The organism is Actinomyces acetigenes, from assembly GCF_031296635.1.
Lineage (GTDB): Bacteria > Actinomycetota > Actinomycetes > Actinomycetales > Actinomycetaceae > Actinomyces > Actinomyces acetigenes.
The window spans coordinates 20,896-35,294 of record NZ_JASPFC010000009.1 but is presented as its reverse complement, the minus strand read 5'-3'; the positions used below and the strand labels follow the sequence as shown (position 1 = coordinate 35,294).

Here is a 14,399-nt window from a genome sequence, read left to right as displayed (position 1 = left end):
GCCCAGGTCGGAGTGGGGTGCGTGGTGTTTCTCGGACTGGGGGAGTTTTTCTTCCCGTGAGTCGATAGGATGGAGACCATGTCAGCAGTGAAATACTCGGAGGAGCTGCTAGGAGCAGGTCGTGCGTGAAGTCGTCGAGAAGGAACGCACCATCTCCTCGGTCGCCTCGTCGTATGACCTTGTTGCCCAAACAGTAGGTAACTGGGTCGCAAGATACAAAAAGGAGCACGCCACTGACCGGGACCGCAAGAAGGCCTCCGAGTCGGCCGAGATAGCGAAACTGAGAGCGGAGAACAGGGAGCTGCGTCAGGAGAACGAGTTCCTGAAAAAAGCAGCTGCCTTCTTCGCCAAGGAACGACCGTGACCGAGCGCTATGAGCTGATCAACCGTGAAGAAGGCCATTATCTCATCTCCTCAATGTGCCGGTGGTCCAGGGTATCAAAATCAGGGTACTACTCCTGGCGCGACCGTCCCCAGTCACAGGCAGCCGTCCGGAGGGAGGAGCTGGCCATCCTGATTAAGGACGTTTTTGAGGACTCGTGAGGGCACCTACGGGTACCGGCGCATCCAGGTGGTCCTGGAGCGGCGTGGTGTGCGGGCCGACGGGGCCACGATCCGGTCCATCATGCGTGACCTGGGGCTGCAGGCCGCCGGGCCACGGGCAAGAGTCCGAGCCACGGTGCCCGCCCAGGACCTGGGTGAACGGCCGGACCTGCTCCGGCGGGACTTCACCGCTGACAAGCCCGGCAAGAAGCTGTGCGGGGACATTCCCCCGCAAGCGGGAGGTGCCCCCTCCTACGTCAGGACGTGGACCGGATTCGTCTATCTGGCGACCGTTCTGGACTGCTGTACTAAGAAGGTCGTGGGTTACGCGATGGCCGACCGCATGCGCACCTCCCTGGTGTGCCAGGCCATTGACATGGCGGTCAGGAGATGCCCGGTTGAGAGGGGCGTGACAGTCTTTCATTCAGACCGAGGTAGTCAGTACACGTCGCAGAGGTTCTTGGATCACCTCAAGGGTTATGGGATTCGTCCCTCGGTGGGGCGCACGGGGGTGTGCTGGGACAACGAGTGGGCTTCAGTTACTCAATGCCACGCTCAAGAATGAAAGAGTCCACCGAATGGTGTACCCCACGAAGGACAAGGCGATCAAGGATATTGCCTCATGGATCGAGCTGAGATACAATCATGTCCGCCTTCACTCAGCCCTGGGATATCGCACCCCGAACGAGGTCGAACGCGAGCTCCTGAACTTAACGAAGGCAGCCTGAAACACAAAACAAGCAGTGTCCGAAAAACACCCAGCAGTCCAATGACGGCCTGGACGGTGATGCCCAGGTCCTTGAAGAACGTGTTGGCGCGCTGAATGAACCCGGCGGCGGTGTCCTTGCGCTCATCATCGAGGATCTCGGAGTAGACCACGCGCGAGTAGTCGTCTATCGCGTGGTGGATGTACCGATAGCCTCCGGCCGGGCCGCCCTGACGGCGGGTGCGGGTCTTGGTGCGGTCCGCGGCCAGGGCGGGAGCTGAGCCCCGTCCGTGAGCGCGCCAGCCCCCGCCGTCGGGGATGCGGCCGAGCTTCTTGATGTCGAGATGGACCAGCTCCCCGGGACTGGTCTTCTCATAGCGCACCGGCGCCGGGCGGCGCATCGCCAGCCCGGTGGCCTGATCCACCTCCCTCAGGCGGGGCATGTCGTAGCGGGTCAGGATGCGCCCCACGGTGGAGCGCGCCAGGCCCAGGTGGTAGGCGATGCGGTGGGGTCCCCACCGGCGGTTGAGCCTCAAGGAGATGATGCGCCGCTCCGTGCGCCTTGCCAGCCGTCCTGGGCTGTGGTGGGGGCGCGATGAGCGGTCCTCCAGGGGCTGGCCGGCCCGGTAGCGGCCCACCCACCGGCTGGCGGTGGCTGGCGAGACCTGGAAGCGTTCGGCCGCCCGGCGCATGGGCCAGCCTTCTTCGACCACCAGATGAGCAAGACGACGGCGCCCCTCAGGGGTCAGCGGTGCGTTAGCGTGGGTCATGAGGGCCTCCGGTCAGTGATGCGAGTGTGTCAACCCACATCATGCCGGAGGCCTTCACACAACCTCAGCCCCGTTCACAACCTCCCAAGGAAGTACAACTAGCCCTGCGCCCCGCCGACTTTCGGTGACCGGTGGGCGCTTGGCTGCGGCCACCAGGCGTCGGCGCGCGTTGTCCCGACTCCAGCCAGTGACTGCGCAGACCTCATCAAGGATCCGTCCCTTGTCCTTCTTCGACGCCCTGGTGTACACCCTGGCGTACTTTCCCGTGATCTCGGCCCTGGCCTGCACCAGGCAACCCACTTCCCATGCCCACCACGGTCCACGAGCTTCGCGGGCAGTCCTACATGAGGCACCGAGCCTCTTACGCGGGCATCCTTCATGAGTCTCGTCGTGGGCTTGACGAGCGTCACAAATATGCGTATAGTTATGATCATGCCCAATAGAAACGTGTATGTCGCGAAAGACGACGTGAGCCTGTTCACCGAAGCTAGCGAGATCGCTGGTGGAGTGTCGGCAGCTGTCGCGGAGGCGCTCCGCGACTACGTGAAGAAGCACCAACGAGCGGGCGCGGGCTACGAGGAGATCGAACTCACGCTGCGCACTGACGGCGTAGACCACAGGGTCACCTTCATGGGGCGACGCCTGGTCCGCGTCAGTCAACCAGCCCCCGAGGGGACCCGCATCGACACCGTCTACCAGACCGCCAAGAACCAGCTGGCTGTCGCCACCAAGATCCAGCGGAAGCTGCCCGACTGGGCCGCAGGCCAGGAGAACCTGTGGTCCCACCCCGAGACGTGGGATCGTGACTTCTGGGTCGCGGGCGACAAGACGATGGTCGTGTACCCCGACATTGAGCACTTGGGCCAGGTCGATGGCGCCTTGGCTGAACGCGTCGAATCAGCCCTCGCCATTCCCCCCTTCGAAGTCCTGGACATCTGACATGCCATCGGCCATCCCAGAGCGCGTTCTACCAAGACCTGCACTGTCGATCGCGCAGCTCACGAAGAAGTACGTCGTCCATGGCGGGTACGAGGTCCCGGCACTACGAGGGGTTTCCTTGGATCTCTACCCCGGCGAGATGGTGGGCCTGTTCGGACCAAATGGCGCCGGGAAGACCACTCTCGTCAGGATTGTAGCGGGTCTCTTGTCCGCCGACTCCGGTGACGTCGCATGGGGATCACCCGAAGGGCGTTCCTGTTTGGGATATGTGTCCCAAAAGGGCGGACTCCAGTACGGCCTGACCTGCCGGGAGGAGATGACCTTCCATGCCCAGTGTTTCGGCCAGTCAGCCCGTCAGGCACGGTCGAGCGTCGACGCCGTCGCGGCGATGCTGAACTGTGGCTACCTCATGGACTGGGACGTTGGGCGGCTGTCAGGCGGCCAGAAGAGGGTCGTTGAGGTCGGCCTTGCACTGGTGGGGCATCCATCCGTCGTTCTTCTCGACGAGCCGACCCTGGGTCTCGACCCTGCGACACGACTGTCCTTGTGGCAGACAGTCCAGTCCGCCCGCCGCGAAACAGGCGCTGCTTTCCTGGTCACCACCCACTACATCGACGAGGTCGCCGACCATCTCTCCGACGTCAGCGTGATGAACCACGGCTCGGTAGTCGCCACCGGTTCCCCCGCAACGATTTGCGAGCAGTACGCGGTGGGAGAAGCGACCGTCACCGTTGCTGGAGACAGCAGCGAGCGTGCCGTCAGCGTCTTGGCCGGTACATTCCCTGCCGTGGCGCGAGATGGCAACCGGATCCGCATCCCGTCCAAGCATCCCAACTCCGATGCAGCTCTGGTCAGCCAGACCCTTACGCGCAACGCCGTCGAGATGAGCTCGATCAGCATTCGTGAGGCGTCCCTCGAAGAGGCGTTCTTGGCCATCACGGTAACCTCGGGGAAGGAGCAGCTCTCATGAAAGCGTGTCTTGCGCGCTACATGACGTTGGCGCTGAGGGCTCGGCGCGATTTTGCCTTAACCTTCGTGCAACCCATCGTCTACCTCGCCCTCTTTGGTCCTCTGTTCGTCTCCACGATGAGACTCCAAGGAACCACTCGGGCTGCCGCCTATTCCATGTACGTCACAGGTCTGTCGATCCAGATGGCGATGACCATCGGCGCCTTCGTGGGGCTCACCATCATCCTTGAATACCGCCTCGGGATCCTCGAACGTATCTGGAGCACTCCAGCCAAGGGAAGCACCGTGATGGCCGGCAGGATCACACGTGACGTTTTGTTGATGTCTGCCCCCATACTGGTCGTCTTTCTCGTCGGCCTCGTCCTTGGGGCCAGGCCCAGCGCATGGGGACTGATGACCTACCTCGTGACGGTTCTCGGAACAGGGACGACGTTTGCGGGAATCTCTTATGCCGTGGCGCTCAAGACCAAGAGCGAGGGAGCACTGTCCGCGATCTTCAACCTCATCCTGCTGCCGATCCTCCTCCTGTCCGGGATCATGCTGCCCATGTCATTCGCCCCGCACTGGATCGTCGCCGCTGCCCACTTCAACCCGCTGTGGCACCTGGTCCAGGGCGCCCGGGAACAGTTCAGCAGCAATGGTCTGGTGGCGGCAGGCGCGCGGAGCTGGGTCATCACATTGTTGATGTCAGGTATCGCGTTCGGATGGGCAACCCGCGAGTTCGACCGGAGGCGTTGACGCAGCTGTGCCGGGAACCCGAAGGTTCCCGGCACAGGCGTGTTTATTCGATTGAGTGGTTGGTCTGGTCAGCGCACCGGAGCGGTGACGGCGCAGGTCGAGCACGAGCTCGAACTGCCGGCGCTGCTGCAGGTCGAGCCGCCCGGGGCGAGCAGATCGACGTTGACGCTGGCGCCGCCGAAGGTGGACGTGACGGCGAACTGCGTTGTGCGGACGCGGTGCTCGAGCGAGGAGGTGGTGGTGAGCTTCATGACTGACTCCTTGGAAGTGGTAGAAGGGATATATCCAGTTGTAATGCTAGCACCCGCGTGGGTCGAGTTGGGAGGGCTGTCCATGTCATGGCTATGGGTTTGTGGGTCATTGGGTGGGGTTGGATCGTCCCGGGTTTTGTGGAGGGGTTGTTGTCATGCGGCGGCTGGTTGGTCGGCGCGGTGGTTGTCATAGTAGAGGGCCTCGGCGGTGGCCGGGGGCATGTCGTTGGCGTTGGAGCGGTGGGGGCGCTCGGTGTTGTACCAGGACACCCAGTCGGCGGTCGCCCGCTCGACCTCATCGCGCCTCTTCCGGTTTGAGGGTGTAGTCAGGTGGCCAGTTGGTGTCTGAGGCCTCCTGTGTGGATGAGGCTGCGGGCTGTGTAGTGGGTGAGGTTGCGGGAGCCTTGGGCGATGCCGCGTAGGTGCTCCAAGCGACCGTTGAGGGCTTCGGTGGGCCCGTTGGACGAGCCCGGGTGGTCGAAGTAGGCCAGAACGTCCTCGCGCCTGCGCTTCAGGGTCCTGCCCAGGCGGGCGATCTCCTCGATCCCGGCTGGCACGCCGGTGGCGATCTTGCCGATCAGGCGGCTCATCAGGCGTTTGCCCTTGGCGAGGTCGGTGTGGCGGTAGGCGCTGATCATCTTCTGGTAGACCGACCAGGCCACCTCCACGGGCGCATGGCGCTCGTTAGCGAACAGCGCGTCGAGGCGCTATCCCTGATGCACGGTGATCAGGCCGAGCCCGGTCAGTAGGGTGCGGCGCGCCTTGTAGAGCAGGTCCTTGGCGGTGCCGCGCCGCCCAGCGATCTCCTGCTGGACCCGACGCCGGGTGGCGTCCAGGGCGTCACCGGCCAGGCTCACGACGTGGAAGGGGTCCATCACCGTGGTCGCACCTGGCAGCTGCTCGGTGGTGGCGGTCTTGTAGCCGGTGAACCCGTCCATCGCCACAATCTCCACACCCGCCCGCCAGGTGGGGTCTTGGTCGGTCAGCCAGGACGCCAGGGCCTTCTTCGACCTGCCGGGAATCATGTCCAGCAGCCTGGCCGGACCAGCGCCCTCCCTGACGGGGGTCAGGTCGATGATGACGGTGACGTACTTGTCGCCGCGCCGGGTATGGCGCCACACATGCTCATCGATCCCGATCACGCGCGCCCCCTTGAGGCGGTCCTTCAGAGGCCCAGGGCCTCCTTGCCCTCCTTCAGTACGGCGTCGTTGGCGGCGTCCCACGAGACCCCCAGGTGCGGCCGGACCCTGGAGACGGCCATATTGTCGATCGCGACCGCCTGAAGGGCCCACCAGGCGGCGGCCCGGCTCAGCGCGCCCCGAGGCCGCGCCGCCTGGGCCATGTCGAGGCGCCACACGCGCTGGCAGTGCTGGCAGGCGATCCTGGGGACTCGCACCAGCAGGCGGGTGATCCTCCCGCAGGTCGGGGCGTGGGCCAATGTAGGCGCGCCACCGTGCCGGCCCGCCGGCCCTGCGCCCCGCAGGAGGCGCAGAACAAGCGCTCGTCAACGATGTCCAAGACGGGGCGGGCCTCGACAACCAGCTCACATCGGCCATCGGCAGGCTCGATGACACGCTGGCCTGTGGCGCGAAGGCCCAGGGGCTCCAGGCCCAGCAGGGCGTCGGGATCGATCGGCTCGAAGCGCGCCCTGGCAAGGGTGCGCGCGGTAGCCTTCAACATAGCGTCGGGATCCTCCGGCAGACGATGGATAGTTCAGCGACACCCATCAAGCCCGCCAGGACCTCGACGCCCCCTGTCTACTCCCGCGCGCCCACCACCCCCTCCTACACCCTCAAACCGGAAGAGCCGGATCAGCCTCTGGGACTAGACGCAGTCAACTGTCAACTGTTACGCTGGCATCGTCGGATTTCCAACGAAGAAGGGATGGCGATCATGCAGGTCACTGTCAAGACCGTCAGCGACCATCGGGTTCGCACCGTCCAGACCGCCATGAGCAACGCCCTGGGGTTCGGTGCCCAGGTGGACATGCTCGCTCCTGGCGGATCCACCAGTTCGAGCGCTGGGTCGTGCTGCTCCTGCTCGACCTGTGCCGTGGTGGCACAACCGCACGGCTGACAAGACTGATTCTTCGATCGGCCCGCTGAGGGGGTGGCGCTTGCGCCGCTCCCTCACTTGTTGGACAGGGTGCGTGAGCTGAGGAACATAACGAGATGGGCCACAACCAGTGGGGCTAGGAAGTCCGCCCGTGTGGCGAGATATCCCTGGCTGACTGCCATCACTGTGGCCCCGACCGCTGCGAAAACTCCTCCGATACGCCGTTTCAAACCGCTGAACTGCATGATGATGAATAGCGCCCCGGCAGTCCACATGTGCCCCGGCAGACAACGCGGAAAGATGAACCGGAAGATAATCTCTTCGCAAGCCAGCTGAAGCGTCAGCAACGCTGCCCCCACGATCAGGTTGGCCTCCACGGACACCCGGATCGTCTTCATCCAGCCACCGGCACTGGCTTCGACCATCTCGACTGCCAGATGTGACGGGTGGCCTAGTTGCTCACGACGCTGGTCTATCCATCCGAGCACGGTGTAGAGCATCTCCGCGAGGACTCCCGAAGCAACGGATTCCCCGACCCCTAGGAGCACGGCGAGCAGGACGGCGATGCTCTGAATTCCCAGATGGCTGGCTTGATAGAGCCACCATTGCCGGGGCAGGACCAAGAGGGACAGAAAACACACCATGATGAGGTGGGCAGCCACCACCAAGGACATCTGGATTGTTGCTTGTCGTTCGGCGATGGTCGCGTTTGCGAGGATTGGGAGACCGGACCGGGCTGCAGCATTCGACAGCTTGCGGAGGAACGGCTTGGAAACGAAGTAGTAGCCGACGTAAAGAGTCAAGGCTATGGCGGTGATGATCATGTGTTCGGTATCCTGCGCCGATGAGTCGCGTTCCTGTTCCACCAGTACTGGGCGTTGTAGACAAGGTGGGCAACGACACAAGCCCAGATCCCCCAGTAGATGAACAGGACCGTTCCCAGCACTGCCAGCGGCACCTTGGCCAAGATCTGTCCCCGGCCGAAGACTGAATGGCCGTAGGCGAACAGGGCAGCTCCGAGAAGGGTTAGCGTCAGCCACTGCGGGGTCGCTCGCAGAGCCACGATCGGCACCCCAAGACGGAATCCGACCTCTTCCCCGGCCCCGATCACCAGTAGCTGCCACAGGGGCATGTTCTGGATTGATCGGGCCACCTGTGCCCGGGTCACCCACACCGGTTGCTGAGCACTCGCATCACCGCTGCGATAGGTGGGGGCGGTGTTCTGGGGCCGTTCCCGGCCTGCTACCAGGCGTCCCGTGACGTCCCGGAGAATTCTTGCGTCAAGCCACGCGGCTGCCGGGGGGGCGAGGAGGGAGACGGCGATTCCGCACAGGACCATGCCCCATCCGTGCGCCGTTTGGAGGTTCCGGATGGGGCTCAGCGCCAGGCATGTGATCGCGAGAAGGCCCAGAACGATGACGTAAATGGTCGCGTAGCGAGCCTTACTGTTGAGGTTGCCGACCATCTTCGTCAGGGTCGCTGGCGACCAGCTAACCAAACCAACCGCGACGAGGGCGAAGCAGGACAAAAAGGGCATCCCGGTCTAGCTTCTGCTAGGGGTAAGGATGGGGCGCGGGATTGCCGAAGTCACCGTAGGCACGGTAGCGAGGGTGTTGCCGCATGGGTGCGCTCGGCAGCGACAGCGCGAGCAGGCCCGGCGCCCAGAGTCTGACACAGTACAATCCCAAGCCCCGGATCTCCGGTGTGGTGAAGTCTTCGACGTATAGGGGGGAGACGGAGGTGATGCTCGTGACGACATCACGAATCAGATCAGCACCGGTATGGGTGTTGTCGGGCGGGAGGTCGTCGGCGTGTGCGGAGGCCCCCGTCTCAAACCTGGTCACGACGGACTGGGCGGCCCGGCTGTTGCGTGCGTAGTAGGAGACGTTCGAGTCGAGATCGAGCATGGCGTCGGTGGACATGGTGGAGGAATCCTCAGAGTCGAAGGATGCCCAGACAGCGAGCATCCGGACTCCGCTGCACTCCAGGAAGGCCTTGTACATGGCTCCCTCGAGGGTGGCGTCGGCGCCGAGGCCCACCGCGACGAGGGGGACTTGGCTGCCCCTGCCCACCATCAGGCATGCGATGGTGAAGTTCTGCAGGCTTGGTGAGGGGAGCCAGTAGAAGCGCAACTCATGGCTACTGCCAGCTGACCGCTCGAGGAGTCGTCGGATGCGGTCGAGCCGGTGGCCGTCCAAGGCAATGCGCACCGGGGCCGACGAGCCGTGCCAAAGGCCCATGGCGGCATCGACCTGGATGAGTTCGAAGGATGCTGCCAGGGTGGCGGCCATGCGGGTGGTGTGGACGGCTGTGCCGGTGGTCACGGCCGTACCCAGCCACGGTTCGCCGTCGTGTCTGCGAGGGTTGTAGCCCAAGTAGAAGAACTGCGCCGGAACCCACTCCGGTCCAGCCGTTCCCACGCGCGGCACCTTGACCCAGGTCAGGGGCGCCGTGTCGCTGTAGGAGTCGAACGGGCCGCCGAGGGTTGGTTCCGCGAACCCAAAGGCGCTCAGGTCGAGGACCTCGTCACCTGTTTGGGCAGCCAGGTCCTGCCGGGTGGCCCAGCGCCGCTCGAAGGAACTGTTGAGGATCCCGGTTCCGGCGCAGTACCGCTCGGCCGCCTCGGCGTAGACCTTGATCTCGGCCTCGAACTCGTTTAGGCCAACCCCGCCAATGTGGTAGCTGCCAGGCTTCGGGTCTGGACGGTCGAGGAGCGCGTGCATTCCCGTGAGTTCTCCTCCGTTGACCCGCACGTGAGGCCCCCGCGCAGGGTGGAGGGAGTAGCCCACCGAAGTCACGAGACCGCACAGTGGGCTGTAGGTCTGCCGCTTTAGACGTGCTGCGCTCTCGACGGGATCACTGTCTTGGCTTAGCTTCATCGGCCGCCCTCCGAAATCCACTCACGAATGTCGTAGTAGAGGTCAGACGCGGCAGCGAACTGCGATGTGCCATCGAACTTGGCCATCGGCAGAACATCGTTGAAGGCGATCTCCATTGTCGGGAGGTAGATCGACAGGACCTTGTTCCGCGTGGTGCTGAGGCCTCGCCGGGCGATGCTGGTGGTCTCATGGGCGACGTGTGCGGCGAGCAGCGCTCTGGTAGACACCGCCACCTCGGGACGTCCGGCCTGCACCTGGTCAGCCGCGGACCGCATCCAGGATAGGTAACCCTGCCGTTCACGCAGGTTCATCGAGACCCGCTGCTCGAAGGTCCGGTAGGACGCCGTCAGTCCGGGAATGATGAAGGGCCCGACGTACAACGCGGGCCCATCGATGACCGCGTGGAGCCAGGCCAGACCCGCGCGGCGCGCGAGGAGATCCAGCGCCCGAAGCATTGCAGGGTTGTTCTGCGCCAGCACTACGACCAGCACGGGCTGCGGCTGCGCGGCGGGGTGCATCGTTGACACAATCTCGAGTGCCTGTTCTTCCATCAGCAGCTCATCGGCCGACTGGTCAAGGCGCAGGCCGGTGAAGAAGGATGCCGGCGGCTTGGTATCGTCGCTCACCACGGTGACGTCGAGACCCTCGTCCACCAGGAACTGTCGCGTCAGGTCCGCGAGGTCGGTGTCGTCACTGACGACCCACACCGGCCGTGGCTGCCAGCCATCGCTCGTGTCCTGGTCGGGGGAGATCAGCGCGCCGAGCGCCGTCAGCTGCGTGACCACGTCCTCCAGCGCCGTCCGCGTCAGCCCCGGAACCCGGGAGAGGATCTCGGAGTGCTCCGCTCCTTGACTCAGCAGGTCCAGAGTGGGCCACAGGGTTCCCGTGGCTTCGTCGTCTTCCAGAATGGTGCTCTCTGTGTTCCAGACTCCCCGACGTAGCTCCACCCGGTCCATCGAGTAGGGAACCATCATCAGGCCCGGAGAGAATTGGTTGCTCACTTTGGCTCCTGTACCAACCTAGGCTTGGACGCCCACGGTCATCGTGTGGGTAGCGGTTTCAAAGATCCCATCGAGCTTCAACGCCTCGTTGAGCTCGTTCTCGTAAAAACTGGACGATTCCACCGACGCTAGCCCGAGAGCGGTGCAGATCAGGTTGATCTGCTGGGCGATCGCCCCGGCTTCCTGAAAGGCGAACCTGAGCCCTCTGGGCCCGTACTTGCGCATCGACCGCCATGGGGAGATGACGAAGATCAACTGCACCCCGGCCGCATCGGACTGTTCGATAGCAGGCTCACCGGCCAACGCGTTGCGAACCCCCAGACAGCCTTCCGGGCCGACCACGGGAACCAGCTTGTCGACGATCGGCGAGTACCGGTAGACGCCGCGGTCCAGGCCGGAGACATGCTGGGCGGACATGAACACCGACACGGGGTACAGGCCACCCCCCGAGGGAACAGCGCGCAGATTGTACCGCACGGTGTCACCATTGGACCGCGGGACATTCAGATGACCGGTCACACCGGCAGCCCCCCGCAAGAAAGTGGCCACATCACGCAGATCTAGAGGTTCCCCGGTGTAGTCACGGCCACTGCGGCGGCGAGCAATCACTTGCTCCAGCGGGACACGCAGCCTGCTGGACTTGGGAAGGTCGATCCCATCATCGATCAGTGAGTCGCGATCCATTTCGCCGTACGTGACGATCATGGGATCAACGAAGTAGTCACTGACCGAGACGTTGAACTCCATGTCGCCCCGACCGATCCGGGAAGCCAGAAGGAAGTCGGCTGCCACGCTGGACAGGCCCGGTCCATCGGTGTTGTCGCATCGGAACTGATGGGTCCGGAAACCCACACCTTCCGTCCCTGGGCTCTGCGCTCGATACGAGGTGATTGCCGAGCTGGCCTTGCGCAACCCATTTGGTGTAGATGCCATGGTCTGTCCCCCTGCTGAGGCGTCCCGAACACTCGCGACAATAGCAGCCCGCTGGGGCCAGCCAGTAACTCCCGCGATCCCTATGTCGTGACTCGTGCCACTTTTCGGGTTCTCGGTGATCGGTGCGGGGTTTTCGTTGGAACGGCGTGAGTGGCGATTGGGTGCCCCTATGTGGTGTGTCAAGCGGCGGTGGGTAGCTGTGCTGCTGGTTGGGGGTCGTAGAGGGCTGCGTCTGGGATCATGGCGTTCAGTCAGGGGCAGGATGCGGCGGTGGGCCCGGGCGAGGACGGCATCGGCCCGGGCGTTTGCCTTGGTCTCGTTTGCGCTGGTAGTAGGCGCGGCTGATGGGGTCGGATCTGAGGGAGGCGAAGGCGGAGCCGAACATGGCGCGTTTGAGTCTCTTGTTGCCGGCGTGGGAGACGCCTCTCGCCCCTGATCGAGGATCCCGACCTCCTGGTCACCGGTGCCAGGCCGAATGTGGGAGGCCAGGTTGGGCCCCGGTGGTGAAGGTCTTGCCCAGGGTCTCGGCCAGGAAGACGGCGGCGGCCGGGACCCCTGATGCCGGGCACGGGTGGTCAGGGGCCGGGCAAGAGAGGGTGGGACACTCGCCAGAGCCTCGACACGGCCGGCGATATCAGCCCTTTGGGAGTGCAAGGCGATGAGCCGGGTGGGCCAGGTGGGGCAGGACCGCCCCGGCGGCCTCGGTGCCTGCCACCGTCACGGTCTGCTTGTCCAGGGCATCGCAGATCTGCTGGGCCCAGGCGGCATGGCGGCGGGCTCCGTGCTTCTTCAGCCTGGCATCGATGCGTGCTTTGCCTGCCTTCTTCAGCGCGGTGGGGGCGGTGTCGGGCCGCTATGGCCTCCAAGATGGCGTCGCGGGCCAAGAGGGATCCCAGGACGGCCTCGAAGACGGGGCGGGGTCTGGGTGTACAAGCCTCGAATGCGGTTAGCCGTCTGGTTGACCTGACGTGCCAGGTCCAGGTCAAAACCAGTGAGCATGGTCAGTGCTACGGCCTCTTCGTCGGCCGCGGTGACATCGCGCAGGGTGTGAGGCATCGTGGCGGCAGCTTGAGCGATCACGGCTGCGTCACGGGCGTCGGTTTTGGCGTTTCCTGGGCTCAAGTCTGCGATGCGGCGCATCGACAGTCCCGGCAGGTAGGAGCATCAGGCCCGCGAATCGCTCCCAGGAGTCGGTGAAGGTCCTGACCGCGGCCGGGTAGCGCTGTCCGAGCTCACTGGCCTCGAAGGTCTCCAGGGCCTCCCACGCGGCCTCCTCGCTGGGGGCCTGGTAGATCGGCCTGAGAGCCGCTGCCACGGCCTTGCGGTCGCTGTAGGACACGAACCTCGTGGCGGCCCGGATCAGGTGGACTACGCATGTCTGGACCGTCGCCTGGGGCCAGGTCGCCTCAATCGCCTCGGGCAGCCCCGTCAGCCCGTCACATTCCCCCCGCGCGCTTCGCTCCCGTGCGGGAGGTGCCCCCTCTACGATCAGCACGTCCTTGATGCCGCGGTTGGCCAGCTCGGCGCACACCTGGGCCCAGAACCTGGCCCCCTCGCTGGCCTGGACCCAGATGCCCAGGACGTGCTTGATCCCGTCCATGTCCACGCCTACCGCGATATGCGCGGCCTTGTTGGTCACGTGAGCCCCGTCGCGGACCTTGATCATGATGGCGTCGAGGTAGATCACCGGGTAGAGGCCATCCAGTGGCCGGTGCTGCCAGGCCAGTACCTCCTGGCTGATCTGGTCGGTGATCTTGCTGATCGTCTCATGACTCAGATCAGTGCCCAACGTAGAGGCCAGATGGTGCTGGATGTCCCGCACCGTCATCCCCCCCGGCGTACAGGCTGATGATCATCGCATCGAGCCCATCGAGCCGGCGCTGCCCCTTGGGCACCAGCATCGGCGTAAACGTCCCGGCCCGGTCTCGTGGAACGTCCAGATCCACATCCCCAACCTCGGTGGAGACCGTCTTAGAACTGGTCCCGTTACGCGAGTTGGGAAACGCCGCCGCGTCCGGATCCCCCCGGTCATAACCCAGGTGCTCAGTGAGCTCAGCAGCCAACCCCCGCTCCAGAGCCGCCTTGACCACACCGGCCAGCACACCATCAGACCCGGTCAACGGCGCTCCGGCATCAACCTGAGCGAAGATCCCCTCCAGGGCCCCTGAAGCCTTCAGCTCCTCAGCGACCCGCCGCTGACGAGCACGCTCCTCCTCGCGCTCATCCCTACTACTCACATCCATGCTCACAGTCTCATCTCCTCAAGGCTCAGATCACACCCCTCACACAAACAATCTGACACCCTCCGTGTCGGCGTTGATGAGGGCCACCACAATCTCCCTTCCTTGACTTCCTTATCCGCGCGATAGTTCTGTCAATCGGTCAGAGGAGAGGCAATGAGTGACGAGCAGACAGGTATCCCGGCGGAGCTGTCCGAGGCGCTGTCGGAGAACGAGGCGGCGGGGAGGATACTCGAGGCTCTGCCTGCATCGCACCGCAACGAGTACCTGCGATGGATCGGTGAGGCGAAGCGCGCCGAGACCCGTCGTCGTCGGGCCACCAAAGCAGCAGAGATGATGGTGGATAAGCACGGGTAGGCCCGGCTCGGCGTTATC

The 14,399-nt window shown here is 64.3% G+C and carries 15 protein-coding genes and 4 pseudogenes; 8 read left to right on the top strand and 11 right to left on the bottom strand.

Going from position 1 to position 14,399, the window contains the following annotated elements:
* The first annotated feature begins 121 nt into the window (after positions 1–121).
* Genes RIV14_RS05155 through RIV14_RS05140 form a run of 4 tightly spaced genes read left to right on the top strand, consistent with a single transcriptional unit; the run spans position 122 to position 1,271 of the window.
* On the top strand, positions 122–364 hold the full coding sequence (locus RIV14_RS05155) for a transposase (protein ID WP_075372439.1): 243 nt from the start codon (positions 122–124) through the stop codon (positions 362–364).
* Positions 361–543, top strand: coding sequence for a hypothetical protein (locus RIV14_RS05150; RefSeq protein ID WP_309324976.1), 183 nt, complete (start codon positions 361–363; stop codon positions 541–543). The genes RIV14_RS05155 and RIV14_RS05150 overlap by 4 nt, the downstream gene beginning before the upstream one ends.
* Positions 530–1,108, top strand: a complete 579-nt coding sequence (locus tag RIV14_RS05145; RefSeq protein WP_309324974.1) for an IS3 family transposase — start codon at positions 530–532, stop codon at positions 1,106–1,108. The genes RIV14_RS05150 and RIV14_RS05145 overlap by 14 nt, the downstream gene beginning before the upstream one ends.
* Positions 1,023–1,271: an integrase core domain-containing protein gene (locus tag RIV14_RS05140; protein WP_081385604.1), complete on the top strand. Its 249-nt coding sequence runs from the start codon at positions 1,023–1,025 to the stop codon at positions 1,269–1,271. Before RIV14_RS05145 ends, RIV14_RS05140 begins: the two co-directional genes overlap by 86 nt.
* A gap of 40 nt (positions 1,272–1,311) precedes the next feature.
* Here the strand turns inward: RIV14_RS05140 and RIV14_RS05135 are convergent.
* Positions 1,312–2,019: pseudogene (locus tag RIV14_RS05135) on the bottom strand (helix-turn-helix domain-containing protein); the annotation flags it as partial.
* A gap of 432 nt (positions 2,020–2,451) precedes the next feature.
* Between RIV14_RS05135 and RIV14_RS05130 the strand changes: the two are divergent.
* From RIV14_RS05130 to RIV14_RS05120, 3 genes are read left to right on the top strand one after another with little or no spacing between them, the layout of a single operon-like run.
* The gene (locus tag RIV14_RS05130; protein WP_256698897.1) at positions 2,452–2,958 is read left to right on the top strand and encodes an EXLDI protein; all 507 of its coding nucleotides are present in this window, start codon (positions 2,452–2,454) and stop codon (positions 2,956–2,958) included.
* Positions 2,891–3,928 (top strand): ABC transporter ATP-binding protein, encoded by a 1,038-nt coding sequence (locus RIV14_RS05125; protein ID WP_309324972.1) that lies wholly within the window; start codon positions 2,891–2,893, stop codon positions 3,926–3,928. Before RIV14_RS05130 ends, RIV14_RS05125 begins: the two co-directional genes overlap by 68 nt.
* Entirely contained in the window at positions 3,925–4,665 is a 741-nt protein-coding gene (locus RIV14_RS05120) for an ABC transporter permease (protein WP_075371532.1), read from the top strand. Before RIV14_RS05125 ends, RIV14_RS05120 begins: the two co-directional genes overlap by 4 nt.
* Before the next feature lie 68 nt (positions 4,666–4,733).
* Here RIV14_RS05120 and RIV14_RS05115 read toward each other — a convergent pair whose 3' ends face one another.
* The 10 genes and pseudogenes from RIV14_RS05115 to RIV14_RS05070 all read right to left on the bottom strand — a co-directional run.
* Positions 4,734–4,916 (bottom strand): hypothetical protein, encoded by a 183-nt coding sequence (locus RIV14_RS05115; protein ID WP_075371531.1) that lies wholly within the window; start codon positions 4,914–4,916, stop codon positions 4,734–4,736.
* Between the two features lie 153 nt (positions 4,917–5,069).
* Positions 5,070–5,246, bottom strand: coding sequence for an integrase core domain-containing protein (locus RIV14_RS05110; protein WP_081381770.1), 177 nt, complete (start codon positions 5,244–5,246; stop codon positions 5,070–5,072).
* Positions 5,243–6,596, bottom strand: a pseudogene (locus RIV14_RS05105) (ISL3 family transposase). The gene RIV14_RS05110 and the pseudogene RIV14_RS05105 overlap by 4 nt, the downstream one beginning before the upstream one ends.
* A 449-nt stretch (positions 6,597–7,045) precedes the next feature.
* Positions 7,046–7,795 carry a CAAX protease gene (locus RIV14_RS05100; protein ID WP_075371530.1) on the bottom strand — a complete coding sequence of 250 codons (750 nt, stop codon included), beginning with the start codon at positions 7,793–7,795 and terminating at the stop codon, positions 7,046–7,048.
* Positions 7,792–8,436: a CPBP family glutamic-type intramembrane protease gene (locus RIV14_RS05095; RefSeq protein ID WP_218638174.1), complete on the bottom strand. Its 645-nt coding sequence runs from the start codon at positions 8,434–8,436 to the stop codon at positions 7,792–7,794. The genes RIV14_RS05100 and RIV14_RS05095 overlap by 4 nt, the downstream gene beginning before the upstream one ends.
* Positions 8,437–8,524: 88 nt before the next feature.
* Positions 8,525–9,694, bottom strand: a complete 1,170-nt coding sequence (locus tag RIV14_RS05090) for a YcaO-like family protein (RefSeq protein ID WP_218638175.1) — start codon at positions 9,692–9,694, stop codon at positions 8,525–8,527.
* A 152-nt stretch (positions 9,695–9,846) separates the two neighbouring features.
* A complete protein-coding gene (locus RIV14_RS05085; RefSeq protein WP_218638176.1) occupies positions 9,847–10,851 on the bottom strand; it encodes a hypothetical protein in 1,005 nt (334 codons plus the stop codon).
* 18 nt (positions 10,852–10,869) lie between these two features.
* On the bottom strand, positions 10,870–11,643 hold the full coding sequence (locus tag RIV14_RS05080) for a SagB/ThcOx family dehydrogenase (RefSeq protein ID WP_218638177.1): 774 nt from the start codon (positions 11,641–11,643) through the stop codon (positions 10,870–10,872).
* Between the two features lie 320 nt (positions 11,644–11,963).
* Positions 11,964–12,945 (bottom strand): annotated as a pseudogene (locus RIV14_RS05075) (IS110 family transposase); the annotation flags it as partial.
* Positions 12,938–14,027 (bottom strand): annotated as a pseudogene (locus RIV14_RS05070) (IS256 family transposase); the annotation flags it as partial. The pseudogenes RIV14_RS05070 and RIV14_RS05075, both read right to left, overlap by 8 nt.
* A gap of 153 nt (positions 14,028–14,180) precedes the next feature.
* Between RIV14_RS05070 and RIV14_RS05065 the strand changes: the two are divergent.
* Positions 14,181–14,381, top strand: a complete 201-nt coding sequence (locus RIV14_RS05065; protein ID WP_075371523.1) for a YdeI/OmpD-associated family protein — start codon at positions 14,181–14,183, stop codon at positions 14,379–14,381.
* The last annotated feature ends 18 nt before the right edge of the window (positions 14,382–14,399 follow it).